The following is a 24,388-nucleotide window of genomic DNA, read 5'->3' as shown; positions in this document are numbered from 1 at the left end:
TCATACATTATCTGATTACCGTGACCTTCTTTTGACCGTCTGCAGAAACAATAAGCACTACTTCTCCAAAAATTTGTACGCCTTCCACTACATAGGAATCTAAGTGACTGGATGGAATCTCGTGGCTGATCACGATAATATGCTCCTCATTCCTTTCAGAGAAGCTAATGCGGCACGCCTCCGCCTGTGCAGCAGCCACCGGATCACCCGTATGGCGGTAAATCGGCACCTGTTCGACCAGCGGACAGAACAACTCACCCGCAGACTGCGGGTACAGCACCTGCATGATCGAGACCGTTCCTTTCCCCTTTCGGGAGTACACAGCATACTGATTGGGTTCCAGCAGATTATATTCGCGGGAGATTACCCCATCATCAACCCTGCACTGAAGACCATCAACATGAACAGGAAGGATACAAAGATTGGCTTCCCGCTCATTTTTTGTACGGCATATTAGCGTTCCATCTTCCATCTGAACCGTTCCGGGTGCAAAATGAAAATGCTGAGAAAATGTATGCTCCTGCCGGGAACTGAAGCTGTCCACCAGAAACCAGTAAAAAGGCTTAATAAATAGGATCCGCCTTAACGGGTAGACCGGATCATCCCAATGACGGTAGCCGTCATGGCTGCCCTCTACATAATCAAAGTCCGGATGGCTGATCCATTGGCAGCCCGTTGGCTTCGCAATCTGAGAGAAGGACCATGTATCCGTGACTTCGGTAAATCCAATTCCGTCGACAGTGGTCGTATTATGGGCAGCGCTTTCTTTTAACGCTTTTCTAAGTGGTGTATGATCACTATAGTTGTATCTGCCAAGATCGGTAAGCAAATCCCGCCCATAAGCATACAGATCGAAATGTAGCAGATCCGCGTGCCCATGTCCACCCCCAAGCGGTCCGCAGTGAAAATATAGGTACAAATCCTGCTCGTCCCAGCCCGTTCGCATCACATAATGGCCTGAATGTGCATAGGAGCGTGACAAGTTTGGCGGTAGCTCCGCAGTCAGCCGCTCGTAGCCCTCAACTCCATTTATCCCAAACAACCAGGCATTGTCATAATCCATTTGATCGTATCCGCCAAAGCGGAGTACAGCATCCTGAAATAACCAGCCCGCATAAGTCAAAAGCGAACGGATATCGCTGTCATCACTATCGCCAAGCATCGGCTGCCGGTGATTCGGCTTGGCCCAATATAATGAAGCGGCAGCCATTTGCTGAACCTTTTGCTGAAACTCATCCTGAAGCTCCACTCCATTCAATCGGGCTAAACGGATGCAGTCGAGAAAACATACCAAAACCTCATGGTGATAGGTGGGCGATTGCTCCCAGTGGATGCCGTCCGCCATAATCTGAATTCGAGCTGTCTCTCCCAGTCTCTCCTTACTGAGCTGTCGCCAGTTATTGGCGCTAGTGAACTCAGGGAAGTAGAGCACAGTTTGGAACAAACCACAAGTCTCCAGCACCCCCCAGTTGCTGATCTTCTTCCAGCCCGTAAACGATAAAGCTAAATATTGGCCGTGTTCATGCAGAGATATCATCACTTTGGCCAGCAGCGCCGGTGTGAGCAGTGGACTATCCTGTATATAGGACAACGCTTTGATCCAGTTAGCACAGCGAAGGCCCGTTTCAATTGTGCGCCATGTCAGCGTATCATTCGTAGGCTTGTCTGGAACGGGGTTACGGTCTATCCAATCTTCAAGCTGGCAGCAAACTGCTCTCGCATAATCCTCTTTACCTGTTATCGTATACGCTTGTCCTAATGCCACCCAGTAGCGGTGGCGATTCAGCATATAAGCCCATTCTACATCCTTGTCTGGAACATGACGCCAGTCAATTTCTTCCTCAAAGGTAACCGGAATGCGGCTGCGCTCCATATCCCAGGGAAAACGAAAGAGAAACGTCTGCTCCACAACTTCATCCGCTGTCTTCATTACAGCTTCCAGCTCGTCTGCACAATAGCGCTGCACATAGTCAATAAGCTGCTGCTTCCGGTTATCCTCTATCCGCCAGCCCGGCGTGCTCCGGCGGGTCAAATACCGATGCAATTCAGTCAGCGCATCGTCCTGCCGCGCTTGGCTAAGTGCATTCTTCACCAGAGCTAAAGCGGGCAACTCAAGGTCGAGCAGCGCAAAGACGGCATAGGGGGAGATTTGTCGGCCATCAGCGTTCATACCAGTACCCCTTGTTGCCATTTTGCAGCCGCATCAATGCTTCGAGATAGAAATAATCTCCCCAGATCATGAAGTCATCTGGAGACAGATCGCCGCGCACATGGTAAGAACCATGCTTCAGCAGCCCCTCCGCCTCTTCACCGAACGTGGAATAGTTCTGTACAAGCGAAGTCATCGACTGCACTAATCCCTGCTGAAAATAAGCCCGCTCAGAATCCTCCCCATCCATTAGCTCCAGCAGTTCCTGTAGTCCGGCTGCTACTATTGCTGAGGCCGAGCTATCCCGGTAAGTATCCGGAGATACCGGAGCATTAAAATCCCAGTAAGCGACATGATCCTGCGGCAAATGCTCCAGAAAATAGCGGGCCATCCGCTTGGACGTTTCCAAATACAACGGATCTTTGGTATAGCGGTAAGATAACGCAAAACCGTAAACACCCCAAGCCTGCCCGCGCGTCCAGGTCGATCCGTTAGTAAAACCCTGGTGTGTGGCGCCGCCAATCGGCTCTCCGGTCTTCGGGTCGAAGAAAAACGTATGGTAAGAGCTGTCATCTCCCCGTACCAGATACCGTCTCGTTTTCTCCGCCTGCATGACCGCCACCTCCCTGTATACGGAATCACCGGTCTGTTCTTCTGCCCAATACAAAAGGGGAAGATTTAACAGACAATCAATAATGATGCGCCCGCCTTCCTGAGCATCCCCCTCCGGTCCCCATGCCTGAATATAACCGCCAGCTGTACGCCAGCGCTTCAGCAGCAGGTCTGCCGCCTGCAATGTCAGTTGACGCGCAGATTCGTCTTTATCTATAATCCACTGGGCTTTAGAGGATAACGAATACAGGAAGCCAATGTCGTGATGATCAAGCACGGTCTTTGCCGCGAAACGGCGGCGGAAATCTTCTACGGTATGGGATGCCGCAATACGGAAGCTGTCATCCCGCGTATATTCATAACACAACCACAACATGCCGCTCCAAAATCCGTTAGTCCAGTCGTCGTTGTTATTGAGCTGATAAGTTCCATTCCTGCTGACATGAGGGAAACTGCCCCCGAACCGGTCTATGTTCTTACGTACCTTCTCTATCGCATCTTCAATCGCACTGCTCCACATAAGTTCCTTGCTCCCTTCAGGCTCTTCGTTTCTTACGTTTCATGATAAGGAGAGTGAACAGGATCTAATAGGGGCGATTTTTGCTTTGATGTGCATTATTTTGACTTTTGAATGACGTGAAGTACTGTAAGTTTACTTTCCAATCATAGGCATCAAATCAATATAGTAACAAAAGGTATAACTGTTTATGGGAAAATACGTTAAAATCAGAGAGTGACTTACATCTTTCATTCTTTTTTAGAAACGGAGTGTCCTATTAATGAAAAAGCTAGGTGCATTATTTTTATCCATTTTCATGGTTATGTCTGTCTTTACCACTGCGCATGCTGCTGAAAAGCCTGTCGGTGTATGGATTGATGGAACCGAAATAAAGTTAGGCGATTCTAACCCTGTTGTAGAAAAAGGAACGACCCTAGTTCCTATGCGTCCTCTGCTAGAGAAGCTTAATGTAAATATTAATTGGAATAAAAAAACCCAAACCGTAACAGGGACCAAAAATGGACTGGCCCTCTCACTGACCATTGGCAGCACAACTGCAACGGTAAATGGGGAGAAGAAAAAACTAGAGGTGGCTCCTAAGACCATCAACAATGTCACCTATGTTCCTGTCCGCTTTATAGGAGAAACGATCGGCTATAAAGTGGAGTGGAGTCCAGCGCTGCGCACCATCACTTTTGTGGCCAATACTCAAGCTGCAGGAAGCACCGGATTCTTATGGAAAGTGGAGAACAAAGGCAACACCGTTTATCTGCTTGGTTCTATCCATGTGGCTAACGACAAAATGTACCCGCTGCGTCCGGAGATTGAAGCTGCTTTTGAAGCCTCGCAATATTTAGGTGTCGAAGTAGATATCTCTAAGATTGATCAAGCTGAGATCCAAAAGTTTATTTTGGAAAAAGGCTCCTATACAGATGGAACCAAGCTCAAGGATCATGTATCCGCAGATACCTATAACAAAGTGACTCAACTGCTAAAAGCAAATGGTCTGGCGGAAAATGCATTCGATTCCTTCAAACCGTGGGTCGTTACCCAAGGTGTCTCAAGTCTACAGATGCAAGTTACAAGTTATACGGCGGATACCGGCATTGATTTATATTTTTTACAAAAAGCAGGCAAGCTGAACAAACCTATTATTGAGCTGGAAAACACACAATTGCAGCTGAATATGTTCGACCAGTTCTCAGATGGATTGCAAGAAAAGCTTCTTGTCGACACACTCGGCAGCCTCAATCAAACGGACAATACTTCCGCAGCAGCTTCACTGGATGCACTATCCCAAATGTGGATGCAAGGTGATGAGCAGTCGCTCGTAGCGATGACAAAAGCGGTCGCGCAAGAGCCAGAGTATTATAAGGGCCTGGTTTCGGATCGTAACGTCAACATGGTGAAGCATGTAAAAGAATATTTGAATAGTGATAAAAAAGCGACTTACCTTGTCGTCGTTGGCGCGCTGCATATGCTCGGTGACGATGGTATCGTGACCCAATTGCAAAAAGATGGCTTTAACGTCGTCAAACAATAATTGCTTTAGCTAAAATAAACAAGGCTGTCTCTTAGTCATCGTAGATGACTAAGAGATAGCCTTGTATTTTACTTTTTTTAGCTTAATTTAAAAGTAGAAGTTGACTTAACGTGCGGACAGCGCGGAAGATCGGGGAGATTCTGGAAAAATACCAATGTTCGCCTTTAAAGTCCTATTTTAACTGCGAATTTTAATAATCCAGGAATAGGACTTTAACAGCGATCGTAAGAACCTACGAACCCAAAGCCGCTTGTTCATAAACGGGCTACTACAATTTTATTAACTGATCTACCTTAACTGGAAGTCCAGTAGCTATCGAACGATTTGCCGCAATCCCGGTCATAATAGACAACGCCCCGTCCACATGGGAAGCCGCACGATTAAAGCGATCCTCTAGTGGACGTTCAAAAATATCACGCAGCATCACAGGATCTCCGCCCCCGTGCCCCCCAACTCCTTCTTCAATCTCCACTTCATAAGGTGCTGCGAAATGAGGGAAAACCGTGATCCGCTTGTCTTTTAACGCCCCTTCATCTTCCTTGTTTCCTCCGGCATTTACATAAGACTGTTCGACGACCTTTACTTCCATCCGCCCCTTCGTTCCATTAAATACTACAATGAAGCCCTCCCAAGGCAGATAAGCATTAAGTGAATAATTCATAATCGTCTTATTTTTGTATTTGACCATAACCGCCATCGTATCCTCAATGCTGATATTATCACCGAACACACTTTGATCACGCAGGTAACCATCCTCATGCTCCGTATCCAGATACATCTGCTTTAACTGCTCATTGTCTTTAAGATGCAGGGCAAACGGATCATTTTCTGCCGCGCTACTTCCATGAGCACGCTGATAAAACTCAGTCACCCCGCGCTTCTCCGCGTTTTCTCTGCCATAAAATCTTAGATCGCCCATCGCATAAATCGTATCCGGGCGCGAACCCAGCCAGAAATTCATCAAATCGAAATGATGTGTGGATTTATGAACCAAGAGACCTCCGCTGTTCCGTTTATCACGGTGCCATCTGCGGAAGTAATCCGCCCCATGCTGCGTATTCAGCAGCCACTCGAAGTTGACGGAAAGCACTTCTCCAATCGCGCCGTCCATAATGAGTTCACGGATTTTGGTGTTGTGTGGTGCATAGCGGTAATTGAAGGTCACACGCAGCTTTTTCCCAGTCCGCTCAATCGCTTCAAGAATTTCCTGACATTTCTCTTCATCCACTGTCATCGGTTTCTCCGAAATAACATCGCAGCCAAGCTCCATCGCCCGGATAATGTAACGATGATGCGTGCGGTCAATACTCGTGACAATTACCGTGTCAGGTTGGGTTTCCTCAATCATACGGTCAAACTCATGAGCTTTATAGGTAGGAACCGCTTGATATTTATATTTTTCCTCCAGCAAACGGTTCGCATAATCCATTCTTGCTCCATTCACATCACAAAAGGCTACAATTTCAGAGGTTTCACGATAATTCGTAGTGATCTCACCATAAAAAAACTCCGCTCGGCCGCCGGTTCCTACGAAAGCATATTTCTTGTTGGACATCAGGATCACTCCATCACTTATTGATTTAAAAGCGTTTTCTTCTTATAGTGTATAGTATAAAATACATCTGAATCTAAGCGATTCTTAGCAGAAACAATAAAAACTTTGCATATATTATCTTCATTATCTGAAAGGAGCAGATTTAGCATGGAACAGGAGCCTCAGCCTCCTTTTATGATTGAGCAAATAAAAAGAGCCGGTCCATTCAGCATGGATTCCGACCATTATCACGATACTTATGAAATCTATTATTTACTCGCCGGGGAACGCAGTTATTACATTAACAATCTGATCTACACCTTGCGTAAAGGTGATCTGATTTTTATTAACAAGAACGAGCTCCATCGTACCACCTCTAAAGGCTCTGCAAGCCATGAACGGATCTTAATTAACTTTGAGGAAAGCTTTCTGCAAAAGACATTGGCGCACTTCGAGCTGCATTTTCCATTTATGGCTACACAAAGCTTGCTTTTGCGGCCCGGAGTACATGAACAGGGGGCCATTGAATATCTTCTTTTCAGCATGCTAAAAGAACAAACAGAACCACGGACACAGCAAATCTCCTATCTTCAGACGCTGCTCATCCAACTATTTATTGAAATGAACAGAATACAGGAAATAAGCCGCGAGCCCATTGCCCCTGAGAGCAGTGAGAAGCAGCTAAAAGTCTACGAAATTATCGATTTTTTACAAGCACATTATGCTGAAAAGCTTACATTAGAGCGGCTATCTGAGACTTTTTTCATCAGCAGCACCTATCTCTGCCGTGTGTTCAAGCAGACAACTGGCTTCACCATCGTAGAATATTTAAACTACATTCGGATCAAGGAAGCCCAACGTCTCTTGCAGAGCACCAACGCTAAAGTTACGAACATCGCCGAGGATACCGGCTTTGACAGCATCGCCCACTTCGGGCGTGTATTTAAACAAATCGTTAAACGCTCGCCTTTGCAATATCGCAAGCAAAACCGCTGATCCACAGCTAGAAATCACAACCGATTCTCTATGTAGCCGCTCCGTCGCCCGGAAGTATACATGTGAAATGTTGTCGGCATATGGGGGCATCGGGAACGGGGGCATCGGGAGCATCTGGCATCTGGCATCTGGCATCGGGGGCATCCGGAGCATTGAGGCAACAACAATACCCCGTCCCTAGATTACCTTTTCGCGCGAACAAAGTTCATGAGGCTATCGGACCCAGTGGACCTTATTCGCAGCATAATCGCTATTTTGGGATTTTATCGGACCCCATAGTCGCTATTGGTATAAAAAGCTACCTATATTGAGCGTTTCCGAAGGAATAACGTCACTGGAGTCCGAACCCCTGCCGAATAAGCAATAAATCTGCAAATAACGTCATCTGGGTCCGCATAACTTTGTCTCGCAGGAGTAATCGGCGGTTTCGGGGTTTCGGGGTTTCGGGGTTTCGGGGGTTTAGGTAGCACTGTAACGCATAACAAGAGCAGCGATCCCCACTAATGGAGTATCGCTGCTCCGCTGTCATTTTGTGATTAATACGGTCGTCTCATTCCTCATCATGCCATTCATTTTGCTTCGTTATGTGATTTCATTTCCAAATCTCGTACAAGCCTGTGAACCTCAATTCCGGCCAGCAGCACGATGCCAATCCCATGTGTATCGTTTAATTGCCAGGTCAATTCATCTTTATAATACAGTTTGTTAAACGAATAACCCGAACCGCGGCAGACACCGTAAACATTGCCTTGTTTGTCAATACAATGACGGGTTAAGCCGCTCCAGCCGTGGAGTACAGAGGTTACGTATGACTCTGGTTCCAGCAGCCAACCGCAGCGGACACCTCTAGCAAAAGCGTAAATAAACATAGAGGTACAAGAAGCCTCCGCGTAAGACTCAGGATCCGTCAACACTTGATGCCATAAGCCATGCTCATCTTGCAGCTTAAGATAGCCTTTACTAAGCTCACGGAAATAATCAAGTAAATCAGCCCGCAACGGATGTTGCTCAGGCATAACTTCAAGCAGCTCAGTCAGTGAGAAAATCACCCAACCATTACCTCTGCCCCAAGGCACGCCATTGGGTTTATTAAACTTATAATCATATACATGATGCATAATGCCAAGCTCCGGCTGGAACAGCCGCTCCTTGTAATGTAAAAACTGCGCCGCCGCATCATCAAGATAAGCCGCATTTCCGGTCAATTTATAATATTTGCTTAGAAAAGGCGTGCTCATATACAGATCATCACACCACATCGTCTGCTGCATGAAATCAACTGTGCCACTGGTCCGATACAGAGCTCCGTCAGGCAGCCTGCTCTGCACTTTAGTAATGTAATTGGCAATTTCAGCAGCAGCTTCCGGTGCACCCTGTAGTGGACGAAGCTTATTTGCTTCCAGCATCGTTGCCCCGAAGGATCCGCAGTCGTCCAGCGAATCCATCAGCGCCAGCTGATGATTGATGCCCGGAGCGCCATAACGTCCAAGGTCCCATAAGGCATATTCATGCAGCCCTGTACATTGCTCAATATGGTGTTGTGCATATTCGGCATAATGGGAAGCCTTAAGCTCTACTCCTGTTCTCAGCAATCCGTACAGGGTTACGCCTAGAGGGTAATTCCAGCGCCCAAACATAACACTCTCCAAATAAGGCCTAACCCAGCTATTCGGTTGGTCCACCCGCCAAAAGGTTACTTCATCCGCTTCCCCAAATAAAGTATCCATAGAGGTCAGTTCTAAGACTTTCGGCGCTGTCCCCGAGGTGAATAGTCCAAGGTACAGCCAAGGATCAGTTAATCCTTCAACTGAATAAGGTTGCACGAGACTACTCTGAACACCACCAGACCGTACGTCCAGTTCAAATCCCCAATTCCCCTCTCCGCAGACGGACTCCACGACGAGATCATGTAGTCCATAACCAAGCTCCAGTTGGATATCCAGCGTGCCGTTCACGTTCTGGTGCTCAGCTACAAGTTTCCCATTCACATAGATAGAGATTTCAGCCATTCCACGATAGCTACCTTGCAGGCGTATGTCATCTTTCTGTAGGCTCTTAACTTCCAGCTTACACCAAGCAAACGCCTTGGCTCCTAGTAATTCCCCAAATATACGTGAACAGTTGCCAGTTGCCTGTTCCTGTGGCGACCATTGCGGCGTCGGAAACCAAGCGCAGCGAGCTGTCATCTGCTCTTCAGTGAAATCAGCTTCCAGCCAAGCTGCCCAAGACGTCTGTTGGGGTCCACTATAAATCCAACCTTCACAACCGCTTAACTGCGCCGTTGGAGTAAGAAAGTGTACCGGTGCACCTTTGACGCTGCCCGTTCCAAAAACCCCTCCGCAACCTGTACCTGTTGCTACATACTCCAGCACAAGATGGTTCCAGCCTTTATCCATGCCCGCCCGAAAAAACGTCCTCCGGTCCGGAAACACATCATCATTTAGATTGGAGCTAAACACCAGACGTCCATTTATGTAAACCTTAACTGGACTGTAGCAACTAACTGAGAAAGGGGCTTCTACCTCATTGTCACTCCACAGCTTTCCCCATACATATACGAATTGTCCTGCCTCTAGCTCCGGCAGTCGTTCTTCCAGATTCATATCGTAACGGCAGTCGCGGAGCCGTTCGAAACCACTCTGTGAATGTACCCGGTAAACCGGAGGCTGCGGGGGATAGGCACCGATAAAACGGCTGGCCACAGCGGCCAGTACATTTTCGATTTTGCCCCCATTAGATTTGGCAATACAATCAGGATCAGGAAAGTATTCTGGAATATAAGTACTCACTAAACGTATCCTCCTTCACACAGTTATTTCTCCACCGGGATACAGCGTCGAGCTGTACAATCTTTTAGGCTGAGGTAACGATTTCTCAGAGGCACAGGTACTAATATCTATCCACTCGCTTGAATATACCGTTGCTGACTCATCATTATAAATTACAACCTGTTCCCTGCCACATCCCAGAAGATCGCCATGAACGGCATAACCTTCCTCCTTGAATTCAGCTACAACCCTCATATGTCCATCGTACAAAGCAGGATATATCCCGCCTCCCCGGCGGTACGCGAGAATATAATCCGGAGAACCCACTTGCCAGTTACTAACGGCTTCAACGATAGTCAGCCAACCGTCGGTTGTACGTTCTTCTTTCCACAGTTCCTTGCCTTTACAGTCTAAAAGGAACAACGCATCCTTACCTTTTAGCCCTTTGCCGTCATCTTCGCGGATCATTCGGTCCAGCCCGGCAACCTGAAGGCCAGGCAGTTCAGGCCGGAATCGGCCTAACGCCAAATGCTGTGACTCGATGGAGCCGTCATAACGCCAAAGCTCTTGTCCGTCCCGGTCATACATCACCGTTACGCTTCCACCGACAACCAGTTCAGGATAACCATCTCCATTCACATCGCCAACCCAAATACAGTCCGCGTGGTCATCCAGATCGTGGCAGCTCCATAATAAATTACCTTTAGAATCAAGCAGATCATAACCTGCCATCACTTGATCCTGTCCATTTCCATAAAGATCGTGAACCCACGGATAATGTCCTACATTGCCTGTATGCGTCCATAATAAATTGAAATCCTTATCCAAGGCCCACAGTTGATGATAACGGTCCTTCAGAATGATGTCGGAAGCATGTTTTTGCCCTGTTAGATTGGCAATGATAATACAATCATGTGCATGTTCAGCAGGTAAGTCGTATATGGACTTAACCGTTCCTGTTGAACCTTCAAAAATATGAAAACGTCCATCCATTACACATAATACTTCCAGCGACCCATCACCATCTATATCATAAACTTGCGCTGGATAGTCCGAGCCTTGGCTGCCAGCGTCAGGATCGGGTGTGCCCACCTGCCACAGCAGCTTGCCATCCATATCAAAAGCGGTCAGGCATTGCACCTGATGGGGAATATAACGAACATCCTGGCGATTATCCGGCTGGACCAGCAGCATTTCTGCACGTCCATCCCCATTCAGATCGCCAATAAGCATTTTACAGCGTGGACCAGCAGCGGAAATATCTACTTTTGCCAGCTGATAGACTGATTGTGTGTCCTTCGTTCTCATTAGAATCCTCCTGTCTTCTCTCTTCGATTAGATCTCAGGGAAACGGACGGTTTGTCCGCCTGCTACTTCTATAATCACACCGTCGATTTCCAGCCAGACAGATACCGCTCCCGGATTATATACAAAATCCCTAGCAGCGGAGAAAATAAGGGCTTCACAAGCCTTCATATAATGAACGAGTTCAATATTTGTCGCGTACCAGATTTCCTCTAGTCCTCCCACTGCTTCACTGAAGCTTTCTATCAACTCCCAGTTATTATCGTTATCAAATTCATAACTATGGCCCCACACATACATCAGATATAAATACTGCCGTTTATGCAGCTTCACGAACTGCTCCGCATGCTCCAGCAAATGATCATTATGATGGCAAGTCCCCCGCCATTCCAGCCAATCCTCCGGCAGCCCAAAGCCGCCGCCAGTGGTCTGTACCACACGGGCATATTCCATGCCTAAATGAGGCAAAAGCTTCTTTATCTCCTTGTTAAAGGAACCGTTAGGATAAGACATTCCCCGTATCGGCACCTGGAGCAGCGTCTCAAAATATTTTCGATCCTCCATAATCTCATGGATGATTTGCTCCTGCGGACAACGGGCCAGCGTCGGATGGTGTTGCGTATGGACAGATACTTCATGTCCCTGGTACAGCTCAGTTATTTCATCTGCCGTAATACGATCACCTTCACCCAGCAGGCCAGAATTGAGATGAAATGTTCCTCTAATCCCATGGCGGTTAAATAGTCCAACCAATCTTTCGTCAGCCCGTCTGCCGTCATCATAGCTCATTGTAAGCGCCTTATGTCTGCCCTCAGGGTAACAATAATAAATAATAGACATCAATCTGAAGCCTCCTTCGCATTACTGTCCAAAAACCGACAGATTCGAGTATTCAGCAATCAGGGGTGCCATCTGTCGGAACCCAATTTTCCCACCTGTCAGTAGCGGCCCATAGGTTTCACCATCATCTATCCATGTAAAAATCGGCAGTTCATTGATTGCAAAAGACAGCATAGGGCCACGTTTCACCACTAACATCCGGTAGGGCTCAGTCATGTCGCTGACGTCCGGAAGCGGATCGGCTGCCTGCGCAACCAGATGAAAACCATAACTTTTGCGCAAATTACAGGTGTGAAATTCACGTTCTTCCACCCAACGCCTGCGAAAATACGAGATATGATACGTGTCTATCTGCCCGTGATGGTATTGATCATATTCACCCGTACGGCGAGCAAGCGTGGAATCAAATAAATCCTTCCCACCCTCTCCTTTGGCCGCTATAAACAAAATCGCCAACCCCGGCTCACACAATGGGCGGAAATTCCACGATACGGCGAGGTCTGCCGGGAACTCCTCTGGACACCAGAGAACGACATTTGCTTGTTGTCCGGCCTCGGCATGGATAGTGCTCTCTAATCTCATTCGTTGCAAAGGGAAGGAAACCGTTCCCTCTCCCTCCATCTGGAATCCAGCGATATCACTAGTTGAAGCGAGGGGATTATGGTAGATTGGTTTCCATGCTTCAGGGATCAAACCACCTATACCCGTGTCCTGCATCGGCCTAGCCATAAATCATTCCTCCCCACAATGAAGCCTTCAATTCGCGAGTTCCGGTATAGCACTACCGATTAATTCCAAGGCAATGATCGTATTTAAAGACCACTGCGAGGCTTCATTTGTATTCATCCAATCGATCTCATTTAACTCAGTCATATAAGTGACCCGATCAGCTTCCTCCTGTAGATTCACACAACCAAATGGATTCTCCAGCAAAATCGTCCAACACCGCTCTGCCGTCGCCGGATCCTTGCGGTAATATGCTCCATATGCAGCAATGGCTACGCTGAGCACAGGATGCTCAAAACGGAGTTTTCCTGAAATCAACCCTCCTGTAAATGCGTCCTTCTCTTCTTGTGGCAAATTATAAAATACGCCGAACTCAGCCAGCATATCTTCCCAGTCCGAGTCCTCCAGCATTGCCGCCAGCTCGAACCACACCTGCGGACCTCCCATACTAATCGCTAGATGACGCCCCCAGTTATCGTCGCCCATTCCCGACAATAGGCCAGTTGCCGGATCATACCCATATGTGGGACCAGATAAAAGCCGTAAATTTGCCCTTTTGATGCAATTCATGCCTGTTATAATCTTGTCACGATAAGCGGTATCCTCGAACCGCTCCCAGCGGGTCATCCAATTAGAGCTAAAGGCCGCCCAGTCCGGACCCACCCTAACATGAGTGGGGAATTCATCCTTCGGAAAATACGCCCGCATCGGGTCCAGAGTAACTGTTGAATAATCAGCATCCTTTACACTGTCCATAATATCGCCGACCCGCTCGTCTCCGGTCAGATAATAATAGTAGCGATGCAGACCCGCCATAGCGATACGAGCCTCTTTGCAGCCGCAGCCCCAGTGGATGACATTATGCCGCGAGCCTAGTCCGGCGTATTCGCCAAAATGATATACATCTACCTCACTCGTATGCCTGGTCATAGCTTCGGCCATTCGGAACACATCCGCTCTCCCGGACCGGAGAAACGTTACCCACAACCACATATTTGGCACCAGCTCGGAATTCTGCCAGGCACAGCCACCGAGATCATAGTTCCATACATGTCTGACCGGATCGTAGCTGTGCATGAAATCTCCGTAGTCCCAAAAACCGTACCATTTGCGCTGCTCGATCTCTTCCTTGTAAAAGGAGATGATCCCGTCCAGCCGCTCTTCCAGATACACCTTGGCTGGCGTGCTCCGATCAGGCAAACTCCAGAAACCAAAAGCACCCGCTTCATGATAATAAGTTGGTTCACAAACCAGCAATGAAGGTTCTTCAGCTTCTGCCTGCATCCGCTGCAACAATTCAGGCCCGGGAGTCTGCGCCGTACACCAGAATGTTAGCTCGCTAGTATTAGCGATACCAAATGGAGTGGCCCGTAATTCTTCTGCACCTTCATACGAGGATTCCACATGTGTTTTTGTATCATAATGCCGCAAGTCCATAGCTGCCGCATCAGGTGACCAGAACCAGACAGTAAGAGCTGCCGCGTCTGTGGCAGTGGATCCAATCTCCATTCCTGCCGGATGCTTACGCCAGAAATTCTTCATCCCGACGGCTAGCCCTCCACCCTCTGCTCCAACATAACCAAGCCCACCTGCCCGGCGGCCTTCTGCTGCCTTGATCCAAGCGCACCCATCCTCTGTCCGCTTCCAGATCCCATAATGCTCGGAAGAATCTTGAACCAGCCGAAAGCTGCCCCAAGTCGCGGAGTCATCCAATAAACTAAGGAAATAGGCATCCTCTTCTGGATCAAATTTCACAGCACATCCTGCTACCTGATCGACGAATAAATCACGGTACTTACCTTTGGTTCGCCGTGTATGCAACGTCTTAGGAGACTCGCTAAACAAGCCGCTATCTCCGGCAAAACGAACATAGCGGTTGTAAAGCGGTCCATGCAGCGGCACTGTGAATTCTATTCCTAATCCTTTAATAAAATCCTGCTGTGGATTACCGTCATAATGAAACGTATGAACTAATCGAATAGACTCCAGCCCAGCATAAAAATATAAACGTAACGTATAGGGAAGCCACTCACGAGCATTGTGTGAAGCTTGGTGAAGTCCCTCTAGCTTCACCACTGCGCGAACAGGTCCGTCCTGTTCAAGGATGGCACTTAACGTTCGTCCTGTGAATCGCTCCTCACGTATGCTCAGGGTGCCAGCACCCTCATCTCTCTGTTCACGTATACATACAAGCTCTCCATTACTGCATACTTCGGTTCCTTCCGTGTCCGCCGGATTTCTGCGCACAATACTGCGGATAAGACCCTTCCCCTGCTTGTTAACCGTGCAAATAATAACACCTGTATCTATAATGAAAGCTTCCTCTGTTTCCTGCACAGTTAGTCGCTCAGTCATTTCCGTAGCTGGAGCCGCTTGATTTATTGTCATTGTCGCTAAGGAATCCTGCTGAATATCCGAATTTTTGTTTACTGCCGAGTGCGTGGACCATTTGATGCTCCCGTCAGGCCAAAAAGCTGCCGGCCAGCTTTGCAGCGGCACAAGCTTTTCGTTCTTCGGCATACTTAAGCAGAGATTCTTTAACGATTCCCTGTTGAGCGCTCCTTTTTTCCAAGGAACCCCCCAGGTAACACCCACATCAATAGCGGGCTTTTTTAGCCAATGCAGGCTAATCGGCAGAGCCGTAGGCACAACAACCATCTCCTTTATACCTTCTTCGCCGCACGTCTTCTTACTTTTAAAGAGCTTCATTATTATGGCTTAGCTCTCTATAGCGGCTTGGGGTTATTCCCTCTTGTTTCTTAAAAATCCGGTTAAAATAGCTATGCTGATAACCCACCTGTTCAGCTACATCGTTAATTCGCAGCGAGGTATCACGCAGCAGCTCCTTGGCTTTATCAAGCCGCAATTCGGTCAGATAATCAATGAAATTTTTCCCGGTGACCCGTTTGAATGATTTACTCAGTAAAAATGGGCTGATCCCTGTATAATCCGCACATCCATCCAGCGAAATATTATCCATATAATGCTCATTGATATACATCATGGCATGCTCAATCGTCCGTTTGATTCCGGCATCAGAACGCTCGCTCAGCTCCGTCAGATACGGTGCGACTACCTTTTCCTGAAACCAGGCAAGGATAAGCTTCGGCTCATGAATTTGCGACAGTGCCGCGTACAGATTAGCCCCTTTGAACAGTTGGTTTGGATGAATGCCTGAGACCATAATGGCGTGCTGAATACTGCCTAACAAATGAAGCATGCCCTGCTGCACATCAATCACTTTTGCCCCATTGGCACACAGTGCCTCCAGAAATTCCTCCAACAGCCGATAAGCCTCTTCCGCTTCTCCTGTGCGCAGGGCCTGAATCATTCCGCGCTCCAAAGTGAACGAATATTGCGGTTCAGGCGTACTTTGCCCCTCACGATCCAGTAGCTCCATATTAATAATCTGGTTCTCACCACCAAACTGGCGATAACTAGCGGCTTGCTTCGCAGCCTCGAACGCTAGCGGAATACCGGATATCCTTCCAACCGGTGCACTAAACGCCACTGTTACCCTCATTTTTAACATGCGATTAATCGTTCCTGTCAGTTCTTCGCTAAAGGCTTGCACCGCTTCCAGCGATGGATTCGCAACGGGTTCGATAAGAAGTAATCCTGCCGTGAGATCATGGAAATTGATAATATCAGCCTGCTTAAAGTGCTCGGCAGACAATTCTCCGATAATATTGACGGCGGCGAATGATACAAGACTTTCATCACCGTTGCGGAACTTCCCCTCCTGGCTGGAGATGCCTGTAAGCTGAATATAAAGAATAATATAATGACAATCCTCTACTTCCCACTTAAAACGCCGCATCCGGCTTTGCAGATCCTGCTCAGAATAAGAATATAAATACCCCTGAAACAGCTGATGCAGGAAGCTTTCCTTCACATGTGGAAGTTGCTCGGAAAGAGTGTACTTCAGGGCATGGCTCTCCCCGTGCAAGTTCTGCCAATGTCGTTCAATCAGAATAAACTCATCCTCCCTACTCGCAGCCGCCGCTTGGTCAGGCAACAAAGTCTGCAGCAAACGTCCTATCGGTGAATAGATTTTGCGGGAAGCAAACCAAGACAGAATCGCCGCCAGCAGCAAAGCACTGAAGCTAACTAAAAATATCAGTCTTGAAATGAAGACGACAGGTGAAGTTATGCTGGTTATCGGTGAAGCGGATACATAGAGCCAATCTGCGGAGAGTCGGGAAAACTCACCATAAGTCACTGCATATGTAGCCTTACCCCAGTCGAAGAGAAAAGAGGACTCAAGATTTGACTCATGGTTCGCGCCCCGTTCCACAATCTCATTATGCAATGCGGTAAGTAAGGGAGAATCCTCGGCACTGTCTCCAGCAGATACGTACAAATCCCCCGTCGTCTGCAGCAAAAATGTCTCGCCGCTATTATAAGGTGTCATAGTTCGTAGCATCGCAGCTACTTTCTCCGTATCCATGCGGAGCAAAAGAGCCCCGAAGGGCTTCAAGCTTCCGCCCGGAATATGATGGACAAGCGTTAATTCTTTGACATTTGGTTTATTGGGATCGAATGCCCACTGCGTCCAATAGGTGCTTTGTTCAGTATCAATCAATTTGTCATATTGACCCGATACCGCGCTGGAGTCAATCGTGCCATATTCGGGATTAAATAGTAATGGATGATCTCCTGATAGATAGAGTTCAACGTTACTCGTCATCGTGTTCGAGCCCTGCATCACTACGAGTGTCTTCGTAATATCCCAAGCCCGCTCATGATCCTGAATAAAATCAAGGCCATTCAAGCTGTAATCAAACTTGGGATCAAAGGCCCAATGTGCCAGCATCAGCTCCAGATTGGACAGTTGATCATCAATATTAGCCGCCCGCTGTTCAATCTGCCTGTTATGCATCTGCAGCAGCTCGCTCTCCAGGCGTCCCCCTGCCATCCAGTAGACAAGCGCACCAATAATAAACCCCGGAATGGATGACACCACCAGCATAATGATCAGATTTTTACGATAATATCGGCCCTTACAGCCTGACCAGCCTTTTGTATAACGCTTCCATTTCGCCACATTTCTCATCACTATGCTCTCACCAGCCGAATCAGATAAATTTGAAGTGCAATCGAACCACATTCGTTTTGCTCCTCAGATCCTTTCCAGCCGGATAAAAGCACTAGGAAGGATCTAGCGGTCAGCCTTAGCGTATAACTCGTTCATTTCCTTAACTAAATCATCTCCACCTGTTTTTCTCCATACATCAAATGCTGATTTCAATTCAGCTTCATCAATTTGTCCTACAATATATTTTATGCGTGCATCATTAATTACATTGTCAAGTTGAGCGCCCTTTTGCGAATATACTGTGGAAATAAAGGCCTCTGCCGGATTAACCACGATCGAAGCTTCATTTGCTTTCTGAACTTCGATTTGTTTAAGCCGCAGCGGTGTCTGAGCTACAGTCTTGGATTTGTCCTCAGGTATAAAGGCCAGAATTTGGTTTAACCCTTCCACTTCTGACTCCAGAAGGACAGTGTCTTTGGAGCGTTCAATAAAACCATCCACCATAGTGTAGTGAGTACCTTCCAAACCAAAACCTAACATCGTTTGTAATTCCGGATTATTGATTTGATCTAGAAAAGCCAGTACCCGTTTCAATTCTTCTTCGCTCTTCACAGATGATTTTGGAATAGCCAGCATGCCCGAGAAACCAGAGGTCGGCAATGTATGTAGCTTGCCATCCGTACCTGTTACGCCCCCGCTTACATCTACATAATGTTTATCCGGTTCGTCTTTGCCTTCTTTTTCTAGCGCAGCGTGAATTTTATCATCCACCCGGGCACCTGTATCGACCACATCGACGATTACTCCTGCCTTATTGTTCACGATCGGATCTGTCCATTTGGCACTGTCCATCACAGCGAAGTCGGAGTTGATCAATTTCTCATCGTACAGCTTCTTCATGAACTTAAGCGCTTCCAAATATTCTGGATATTCATGCTCAGGCACCAGCTTGCCATCTTGCACGCCCCATTTATTCGGTGTTCCAAACCATAACTTAATGGTATCAAAACCGCTGGCCCACTGGCCGCTCCATTTGACCAGCACCATGCCATAAGTATCCTCTTTACCATTGCCGTCTGGATCTTTTTCCTTGAACGCTTTCAGCATATTGTAGAAATCATCTACCGTCTGCGGTGTTTGCAGCCCCACCTTCTCCAGCCAATCCTTACGGAAAACCATACCGTTACGGCCGAGTACACGCCCCCGATAGATTCCGTAATTCTTCCCATCAATAGCCGAGTTTTTCAGAATAACCGGGTTCGCTTGGCTTAAATTCGGATAATCCTTAAGATAAGGCCCTACTTCCCAGAATGCGCCCGATTTGGCAGCGTTCACAAAACTAGAAGCCTTAACATCCCCCACGTAGATAATAGTCGGCAGCTTCCCAGAAGCTAGCGTAATATTAAATTTATCTGCATAAGATGCGTTCGGGACCCACTCAAAGTGGATTTTTGTGTGGGTCTGTTTCTCCAGTTCAGCAGCAACCGGACTGCCATCCTTCGGATAATTTGTTTTGAATATCGGCAGCATGAGGGTCAGATCCAGCGGGGACTCGCTTTTCTCTTCTCCAGTATTACTACTCCCCTCACTTTTGCTGTTAGAACCTGCAGATTCATTACCTGAGCAACCTGCAACAACAGTGGTAACCATCATAGCCACAAGTAAAAGTAACAACCAGCGCTTCTTTTTTACCGAACGATTAGCTTCCATTATTATACCTCCAAATTGGAATAAGTTAAGTTTGCTATCCTTTAACAGAACCCAGCATCACCCCTTTAGCGAAATGTTTTTGCAGAAATGGGTACACACATAAAATTGGTAGAGTACCTACTACAATAACCGCCATTTTAATCGACTGCTCCGGTGGCTGCACAAAGCTCGGATCCATAGAACTCATATCGCCAGCTGCAGATTGGGACAACATTACGATCTGTCGCAGCATCACCTGCAAAGGCCATTTTGTCGGATCCGTAATGTAGAGCAGTGCCGAGAAGAAATTGTTCCAATGTCCCACAGCATAGAACAACGTAAATGTAGCAAGAACCGGTTTGGATAACGGAAGGACTATCTTCCACAACAAGCCCAGCTCAGAACAACCATCAATACGCGCCGCTTCTTCCATTTCTATAGGCAGCTCCTGAAAAAAGTTTTTGACAATAATCAGGTTAAAGGCGCTAATTGCTCCCGGTAAAATAAGAGAATTGAGCGTATCCAGCAGATGCAGTTCCCGAATGACGAGATAGGTTGGAATCATTCCTCCACCGAACAGCATCGTAAAAATAACAAGGTTGAGTACCAAATTACGGCCCATCAGATATCGTTTTGCCATCGGATAAGCCATTGTTACCGTGAAGAATAAATTAACGACAGTTCCGATTACCGTAACATAAATAGAAACCCCTATACTGCGCATAATCGTATCTGTTGAAAAGATAAATCGGTAGGCGTCAAATGAAATCGTGGTCGGGATCAGGAATACGGCACGTTTAGTAATTTCCGCATCTGTAGCGAAGGAGCCCGAAACCACAAAGAGGAAAGGGAGAATCGCTACGATTCCGATAATCCCTAAAAATATATAATTGAATACATCAAATGCAGTTCCACCCGTACTCTTGTATTGTTTGGCCACAGCAAGCTACTCCCTTCTCAATAAAGTCCGGATTCACCAAATTTTTTGGCGATCCAATTCGTCCCGAGCACAAGCGTCACACCGATTATTGATTTGAATAATCCAACAGCTGTACTGTAGCTAAAAGCTCCCTGGGTGATTCCCAGTGCGTATACATAGGTATCGAACACCTCACCTACTTCACGATTAAGAGCATTCATCATTAAATAAATTTGTTCAAAACCGTTATCCAAAATCGTTCCCATCCGAAGAATAAGTAAAATAACGATTGTACTGCGAATAGCAGGCAACGTAATATGCCAAATCTGCCGCCACCTGTTCGCACCGTCTACTACCGCAGCCTCATATTGCTCCACATCTACACCGGCCAGCGCTGCCAGGAATATAATTGTCCCCCAACCGCACTCCTTCCAGATCGTCTGGAGAATAATCAATGGACGGAACCAGTCGGGATTAGCTAGAAAGTCTATTTTCCTGCCTGTAAACGTATACAAAAACTCATTTACAGTCCCGCCTTCCGTAGTTAGAAATACATAGCTCATACTGGCCACAATGACCATGGATATAAAGTGCGGAACATAAATCATCGTTTGTATCGTCTTTTTATAGAAGGAAAGCCGTATTTCGTTTAGAAGTAGTGCCAGAATAATCGGCGCCGGAAAAAAGAAAATCAAATTATAAAAAGATAACAATAACGTATTGCGCAGCAGCATAAAGAAATCGGGATTCTGGAAAAAAACACGAAAATGCTCAAAACCTACCCATTCACTTTTCTGAAAACCAAGAAACGGCTGGTAATTCTTAAAAGCCAACAGCACGCCCCACATCGGAACATATTTGAAAACAAGAAAATAAAGGACTCCAGGGAGCAGCAGAATATATAACCATTTATCACGTTTAAAACGTTTCCATCTTCTTACCCGGATATTTCGATAGGTCTGCGGTTTTAGCTGTTGTTCTGCAGTTCCCGGAACTGTTACGTGCTTCATCCTGTTCACCTCCATTTGTCATGTACATCTCGCGATTACTGTAGCCATGGATTACTGCAATCACCCTTACTGCGACTCCTATTATGCTGCTAGTGATTTTTTCCAGCAATCGGACTTTTTTGAACGCTCTATATAAGCTAAAAATCCCATTTTATCTAAAAAGTCCAAACCGCGCAAAAGTTTACTATTGCCCGCAAGACCCTAACAACCTATGATTCCAAGTGATGATTTCCAGCAAATGTTTGCCTTAAAGGGGGAGCTGAATTGAAGAACAAGTTATACTATGGTGCTGCTTGGTATCCCGAGCTATGGAGTGAAGAGGTGCTTGAGCAGGACATCCTTCTAATGAAAGAAACGGGGATTAATATCGTACGAATCGGAGAATTCATTTGGTCTGCCTTGGAGCCAGAAGAAGATAAGCTTGATATCCGTCCCGTCGTGAAATATATCGAAAGGTTACATAGAAACGGAATTGACACAGTAATGTGTACGCCGACACCTACACCCCCCATTTGGCTTACCCATGGACATCCTGAGCGCTGTTATGTGGATGAGAGCGGAACGGTAATGGGACATGGAGCACGGCAGCATATCTGTACGAACAATCCTTATTTTCGTGAGCGGGCTGCCATCATTACGGAGCATATTGCCAAGGAGACCGGAGCACTTCCGGGGTTAACCGCCTGGCAGCTCGATAACGAATTCAAAGCGCATGTGGCGGAGTGCATGTGTGAGACCTGTAAAGGCTTATGGCATATCTGGTTGCAGCAGCGCTACAGCTCCATTGAAAAGTTGAATGAGGCATGGGGAACAGCCGTCTGGAGCCAAACTTATCAACGTTTTGATCAGGTGCCACAGCCAGGACCCGCACCTTTCCTCCACAATTCATCTCTGCGGACGATGTACCGCTTATTTTCAATGGAAAAAATCGCTGAATTCGCCGATGAGCAGGCTGATATTATCCGCCGCCACTCCTCTGCACCAATTACCCACAACAGCAGTGTCGCTTTTCATCTAGATAATGAGCGGCTATTTCAGAATCTCGACTTTGCCGCCTACGACTCTTATGCCTCACAGGAAAATATGCATGCTTATCTGCTTAACTGTGATCTATGGCGAAATTTCAAGCCGGGAAAAGATTTCTGGATAATGGAGACAGGACCCTCGTTTGCCGCATCTCTAGTAAGTTTTGGTGTGCCACATCCGAACGGATATCTGAAGGCAGAAGCGGTTGCCGCCTATGCGCTGGGTGCAGGTGCATTTTGCTATTGGCTCTGGCGCCAGCATACTTCCGGAAGTGAACAAACACATAGCTCGATCCTTAGTGCCTGGGGAGAACCCGCTCTAGGGTACGATAATGTGCTGGAGGCCAATCAAGCACGGCAAGAAATTGAACAAATTATGCTCTCCACCCGGCCCCTTCGGGCAGATGTTGCGATTACCTATTCGGACAGAACCAAAGCTTATCTCGCAACTGAACCTCATCGGAAGCTAAATTATCGTAGTCTGCTGGGCGATTTCTACAAAAGAATTCTACATATGGGTATTCACCGGGATCTGCTGCCCGAAGGTGGTGACTTAACCGGATACAAGCTGTTATTCACTCCATTCGTACATTATTTGTCCCCCGAGTATGTGGAAAGTGCGCTGGCCTTCACAGCAGCTGGCGGGATTTGGATTGTCGGTCCTCTTACCGGAGGACGAACGAAGGAGCATACCCTTCATAGGAATGCCGGACTTGGGGAATTGGAGCGATTAGCAGGAGTCAAAACTAAGTTTATCTATCCGCTGGAATTAACAGGCACGATTGGACACGCTTTTGGGGTATCTGCTCCCTTGTCCATGTGGAGTTCTGTTTTTGAACCCGTTTCAGAGTCCGCTTCCAGTCTCGGAATGATTACGGAGGGGGTGACACCGGGTTTGTCCTTCCTGACGGAGCAGCCTTACGGACAAGGTACTATTGTTATGCTGGGTTCAATGCCTGCCGGTGAAGAAGGTGACCTAATGTTATGTAAACTTATTGATCATTATGCAGAACGTACTGGTGTTACCGTACGCAGTGATGTCACTAAGGGAACCCTTGTCTGCCCTAGAAGCAATGACCAAGGTACCGAAGTGTGGACCATTGTAAATATGGATGGACACGGGGGAAGTCTCACACTCCCGCGGGACGGACATGATGTTCTCTCAGGCAAATCCGTGGCCTGCGGCCCCCTCTCCCTTGGTGCATATGAGTACAGAGTAATCCGGTTATAAATACTTATCCTTACAGCATAAAAAGCCGCTAACTCCTTGGTCACCCAAGCGGTTAGCGGCTTCATTTCCGTTATTTTAACTTTTAATAACGCCTTTTTTAAGAATAACATTCCCATACAATGCTTCTTCACCAGTAACTATAACCGCATAACTTTGCTTAGAACGGTTATAGAAATCAAAACGTTCCTCATGTTTAATCGTCGCTTCAGCATCATGCTTGGCAATGATAGTCTCGTATGTGGACCAGATGACCGGCACAGTTGGATCTCCAGCCACCACTGCCATAAAAGCCACCTGTTGCTCTGCATAATGATCCAGAGGTAACAACTCTAAGATGGCATCCAGCAGGTCAGGAATACCGATGCCATCATATCTCAGTACCCTCGGATTCAACGAATGTCCGGGATAATTAGCATCAGCCAATACAAGCTCATCCCCATGACCCATTTCCATCAGAATGCGCACCAGCTCCGGAGAGAGCAGCTTAGGAATTCCTTTTAACAT

The 24,388-nt window shown here is 47.1% G+C and carries 16 protein-coding genes; 3 read left to right on the top strand and 13 right to left on the bottom strand.

The genetic code is table 11. From position 1 onward, the window contains the following. Positions 1–7: 7 nt before the first annotated feature. On the bottom strand, positions 8–2,191 hold the full coding sequence (locus NSS82_RS08960) for an alginate lyase family protein (protein ID WP_256718440.1): 2,184 nt from the start codon (positions 2,189–2,191) through the stop codon (positions 8–10). Next, entirely contained in the window at positions 2,160–3,281 is a 1,122-nt protein-coding gene (locus tag NSS82_RS08955) for a glycoside hydrolase family 88 protein (protein WP_076272374.1), read from the bottom strand. The genes NSS82_RS08960 and NSS82_RS08955 overlap by 32 nt, the downstream gene beginning before the upstream one ends. A gap of 259 nt (positions 3,282–3,540) precedes the next feature. Here NSS82_RS08955 and NSS82_RS08950 point away from each other — a divergent pair, with 259 nt between their 5' ends. Next, a complete protein-coding gene (locus NSS82_RS08950; RefSeq protein ID WP_076104902.1) occupies positions 3,541–4,803 on the top strand; it encodes a TraB/GumN family protein in 1,263 nt (420 codons plus the stop codon). Between the two features lie 268 nt (positions 4,804–5,071). On the opposite strand, the gene NSS82_RS08945 is transcribed toward NSS82_RS08950, so the two are convergent. Next, entirely contained in the window at positions 5,072–6,358 is a 1,287-nt protein-coding gene (locus NSS82_RS08945) for a Gfo/Idh/MocA family oxidoreductase (RefSeq protein WP_038569484.1), read from the bottom strand. 147 nt (positions 6,359–6,505) lie between these two features. On the opposite strand from NSS82_RS08945, the gene NSS82_RS08940 reads away from it, so the two are divergent. Next, positions 6,506–7,333, top strand: a complete 828-nt coding sequence (locus NSS82_RS08940) for an AraC family transcriptional regulator (protein WP_076104901.1) — start codon at positions 6,506–6,508, stop codon at positions 7,331–7,333. Between the two features lie 569 nt (positions 7,334–7,902). On the opposite strand, the gene NSS82_RS08935 is transcribed toward NSS82_RS08940, so the two are convergent. From NSS82_RS08935 to NSS82_RS08895, 9 genes are all read right to left on the bottom strand, one after another. Beyond that, positions 7,903–10,122, bottom strand: a complete 2,220-nt coding sequence (locus tag NSS82_RS08935; RefSeq protein WP_178944188.1) for a glycoside hydrolase family 88/105 protein — start codon at positions 10,120–10,122, stop codon at positions 7,903–7,905. Between the two features lie 15 nt (positions 10,123–10,137). After that, positions 10,138–11,409 carry a rhamnogalacturonan lyase family protein gene (locus tag NSS82_RS08930; RefSeq protein ID WP_076272375.1) on the bottom strand — a complete coding sequence of 424 codons (1,272 nt, stop codon included), beginning with the start codon at positions 11,407–11,409 and terminating at the stop codon, positions 10,138–10,140. Positions 11,410–11,436: 27 nt separating this feature from the next. Next, a complete protein-coding gene (locus NSS82_RS08925) occupies positions 11,437–12,246 on the bottom strand; it encodes a polysaccharide deacetylase family protein (protein WP_036675667.1) in 810 nt (269 codons plus the stop codon). 21 nt (positions 12,247–12,267) lie between these two features. Further along, positions 12,268–12,975 carry a DUF1961 family protein gene (locus NSS82_RS08920; RefSeq protein ID WP_235219367.1) on the bottom strand — a complete coding sequence of 236 codons (708 nt, stop codon included), beginning with the start codon at positions 12,973–12,975 and terminating at the stop codon, positions 12,268–12,270. A 27-nt stretch (positions 12,976–13,002) separates the two neighbouring features. Next, complete coding sequence (locus tag NSS82_RS08915; protein ID WP_256718443.1) at positions 13,003–15,681, bottom strand: exo-rhamnogalacturonan lyase family protein; 2,679 nt, start codon at positions 15,679–15,681, stop codon at positions 13,003–13,005. After that, a complete protein-coding gene (locus NSS82_RS08910; protein ID WP_341109725.1) occupies positions 15,668–18,019 on the bottom strand; it encodes a helix-turn-helix domain-containing protein in 2,352 nt (783 codons plus the stop codon). The genes NSS82_RS08915 and NSS82_RS08910 overlap by 14 nt, the downstream gene beginning before the upstream one ends. Positions 18,020–18,133: 114 nt before the next feature. Continuing rightward, on the bottom strand, positions 18,134–19,720 hold the full coding sequence (locus tag NSS82_RS08905) for an extracellular solute-binding protein (protein ID WP_036675669.1): 1,587 nt from the start codon (positions 19,718–19,720) through the stop codon (positions 18,134–18,136). Between the two features lie 34 nt (positions 19,721–19,754). Next, positions 19,755–20,639 carry a carbohydrate ABC transporter permease gene (locus tag NSS82_RS08900; protein ID WP_036675671.1) on the bottom strand — a complete coding sequence of 295 codons (885 nt, stop codon included), beginning with the start codon at positions 20,637–20,639 and terminating at the stop codon, positions 19,755–19,757. A gap of 17 nt (positions 20,640–20,656) precedes the next feature. Beyond that, a complete protein-coding gene (locus NSS82_RS08895; RefSeq protein ID WP_076106155.1) occupies positions 20,657–21,628 on the bottom strand; it encodes an ABC transporter permease in 972 nt (323 codons plus the stop codon). A gap of 264 nt (positions 21,629–21,892) precedes the next feature. Between NSS82_RS08895 and NSS82_RS08890 the strand changes: the two genes are divergently transcribed. After that, positions 21,893–23,884 carry a beta-galactosidase gene (locus NSS82_RS08890; protein WP_076106152.1) on the top strand — a complete coding sequence of 664 codons (1,992 nt, stop codon included), beginning with the start codon at positions 21,893–21,895 and terminating at the stop codon, positions 23,882–23,884. 75 nt (positions 23,885–23,959) lie between these two features. On the opposite strand, the gene fucU is transcribed toward NSS82_RS08890, so the two are convergent. Beyond that, positions 23,960–24,388 carry an L-fucose mutarotase gene (gene fucU, locus NSS82_RS08885; RefSeq protein ID WP_036675675.1) on the bottom strand — a complete coding sequence of 143 codons (429 nt, stop codon included), beginning with the start codon at positions 24,386–24,388 and terminating at the stop codon, positions 23,960–23,962.

The organism is Paenibacillus sp. FSL H7-0735, assembly GCF_038008505.1.
In the GTDB taxonomy this organism is placed as follows: Bacteria; Bacillota; Bacilli; order Paenibacillales; family Paenibacillaceae; genus Paenibacillus_AQ; species Paenibacillus_AQ odorifer.
Note: the sequence above shows the minus strand (reverse complement) of the source record. Positions and strands in the feature narration are given on the sequence as shown.

What these genes read in the sequence shown, in the direction of transcription:
- NSS82_RS08905 (WP_036675669.1), bottom strand. Translation starts at nt 19,720, where the DNA reads ATGGAAGCTAATCGTTCGGTAAAAAAGAAGCGCTGGTTGTTACTTTTA.
- NSS82_RS08950 (WP_076104902.1), top strand. Translation starts at nt 3,541, where the DNA reads ATGAAAAAGCTAGGTGCATTATTTTTATCCATTTTCATGGTTATGTCT.
- NSS82_RS08925 (WP_036675667.1), bottom strand. Translation starts at nt 12,246, where the DNA reads ATGTCTATTATTTATTATTGTTACCCTGAGGGCAGACATAAGGCGCTT.
- NSS82_RS08940 (WP_076104901.1), top strand. Translation starts at nt 6,506, where the DNA reads ATGGAACAGGAGCCTCAGCCTCCTTTTATGATTGAGCAAATAAAAAGA.
- fucU (WP_036675675.1), bottom strand. Translation starts at nt 24,388, where the DNA reads ATGTTAAAAGGAATTCCTAAGCTGCTCTCTCCGGAGCTGGTGCGCATT.
- NSS82_RS08955 (WP_076272374.1), bottom strand. Translation starts at nt 3,281, where the DNA reads ATGTGGAGCAGTGCGATTGAAGATGCGATAGAGAAGGTACGTAAGAAC.
- NSS82_RS08945 (WP_038569484.1), bottom strand. Translation starts at nt 6,358, where the DNA reads ATGTCCAACAAGAAATATGCTTTCGTAGGAACCGGCGGCCGAGCGGAG.
- NSS82_RS08930 (WP_076272375.1), bottom strand. Translation starts at nt 11,409, where the DNA reads ATGAGAACGAAGGACACACAATCAGTCTATCAGCTGGCAAAAGTAGAT.
- NSS82_RS08920 (WP_235219367.1), bottom strand. Translation starts at nt 12,975, where the DNA reads ATGGCTAGGCCGATGCAGGACACGGGTATAGGTGGTTTGATCCCTGAA.
- NSS82_RS08915 (WP_256718443.1), bottom strand. Translation starts at nt 15,681, where the DNA reads ATGAAGCTCTTTAAAAGTAAGAAGACGTGCGGCGAAGAAGGTATAAAG.
- NSS82_RS08960 (WP_256718440.1), bottom strand. Translation starts at nt 2,191, where the DNA reads ATGGCAACAAGGGGTACTGGTATGAACGCTGATGGCCGACAAATCTCC.
- NSS82_RS08895 (WP_076106155.1), bottom strand. Translation starts at nt 21,628, where the DNA reads ATGAAGCACGTAACAGTTCCGGGAACTGCAGAACAACAGCTAAAACCG.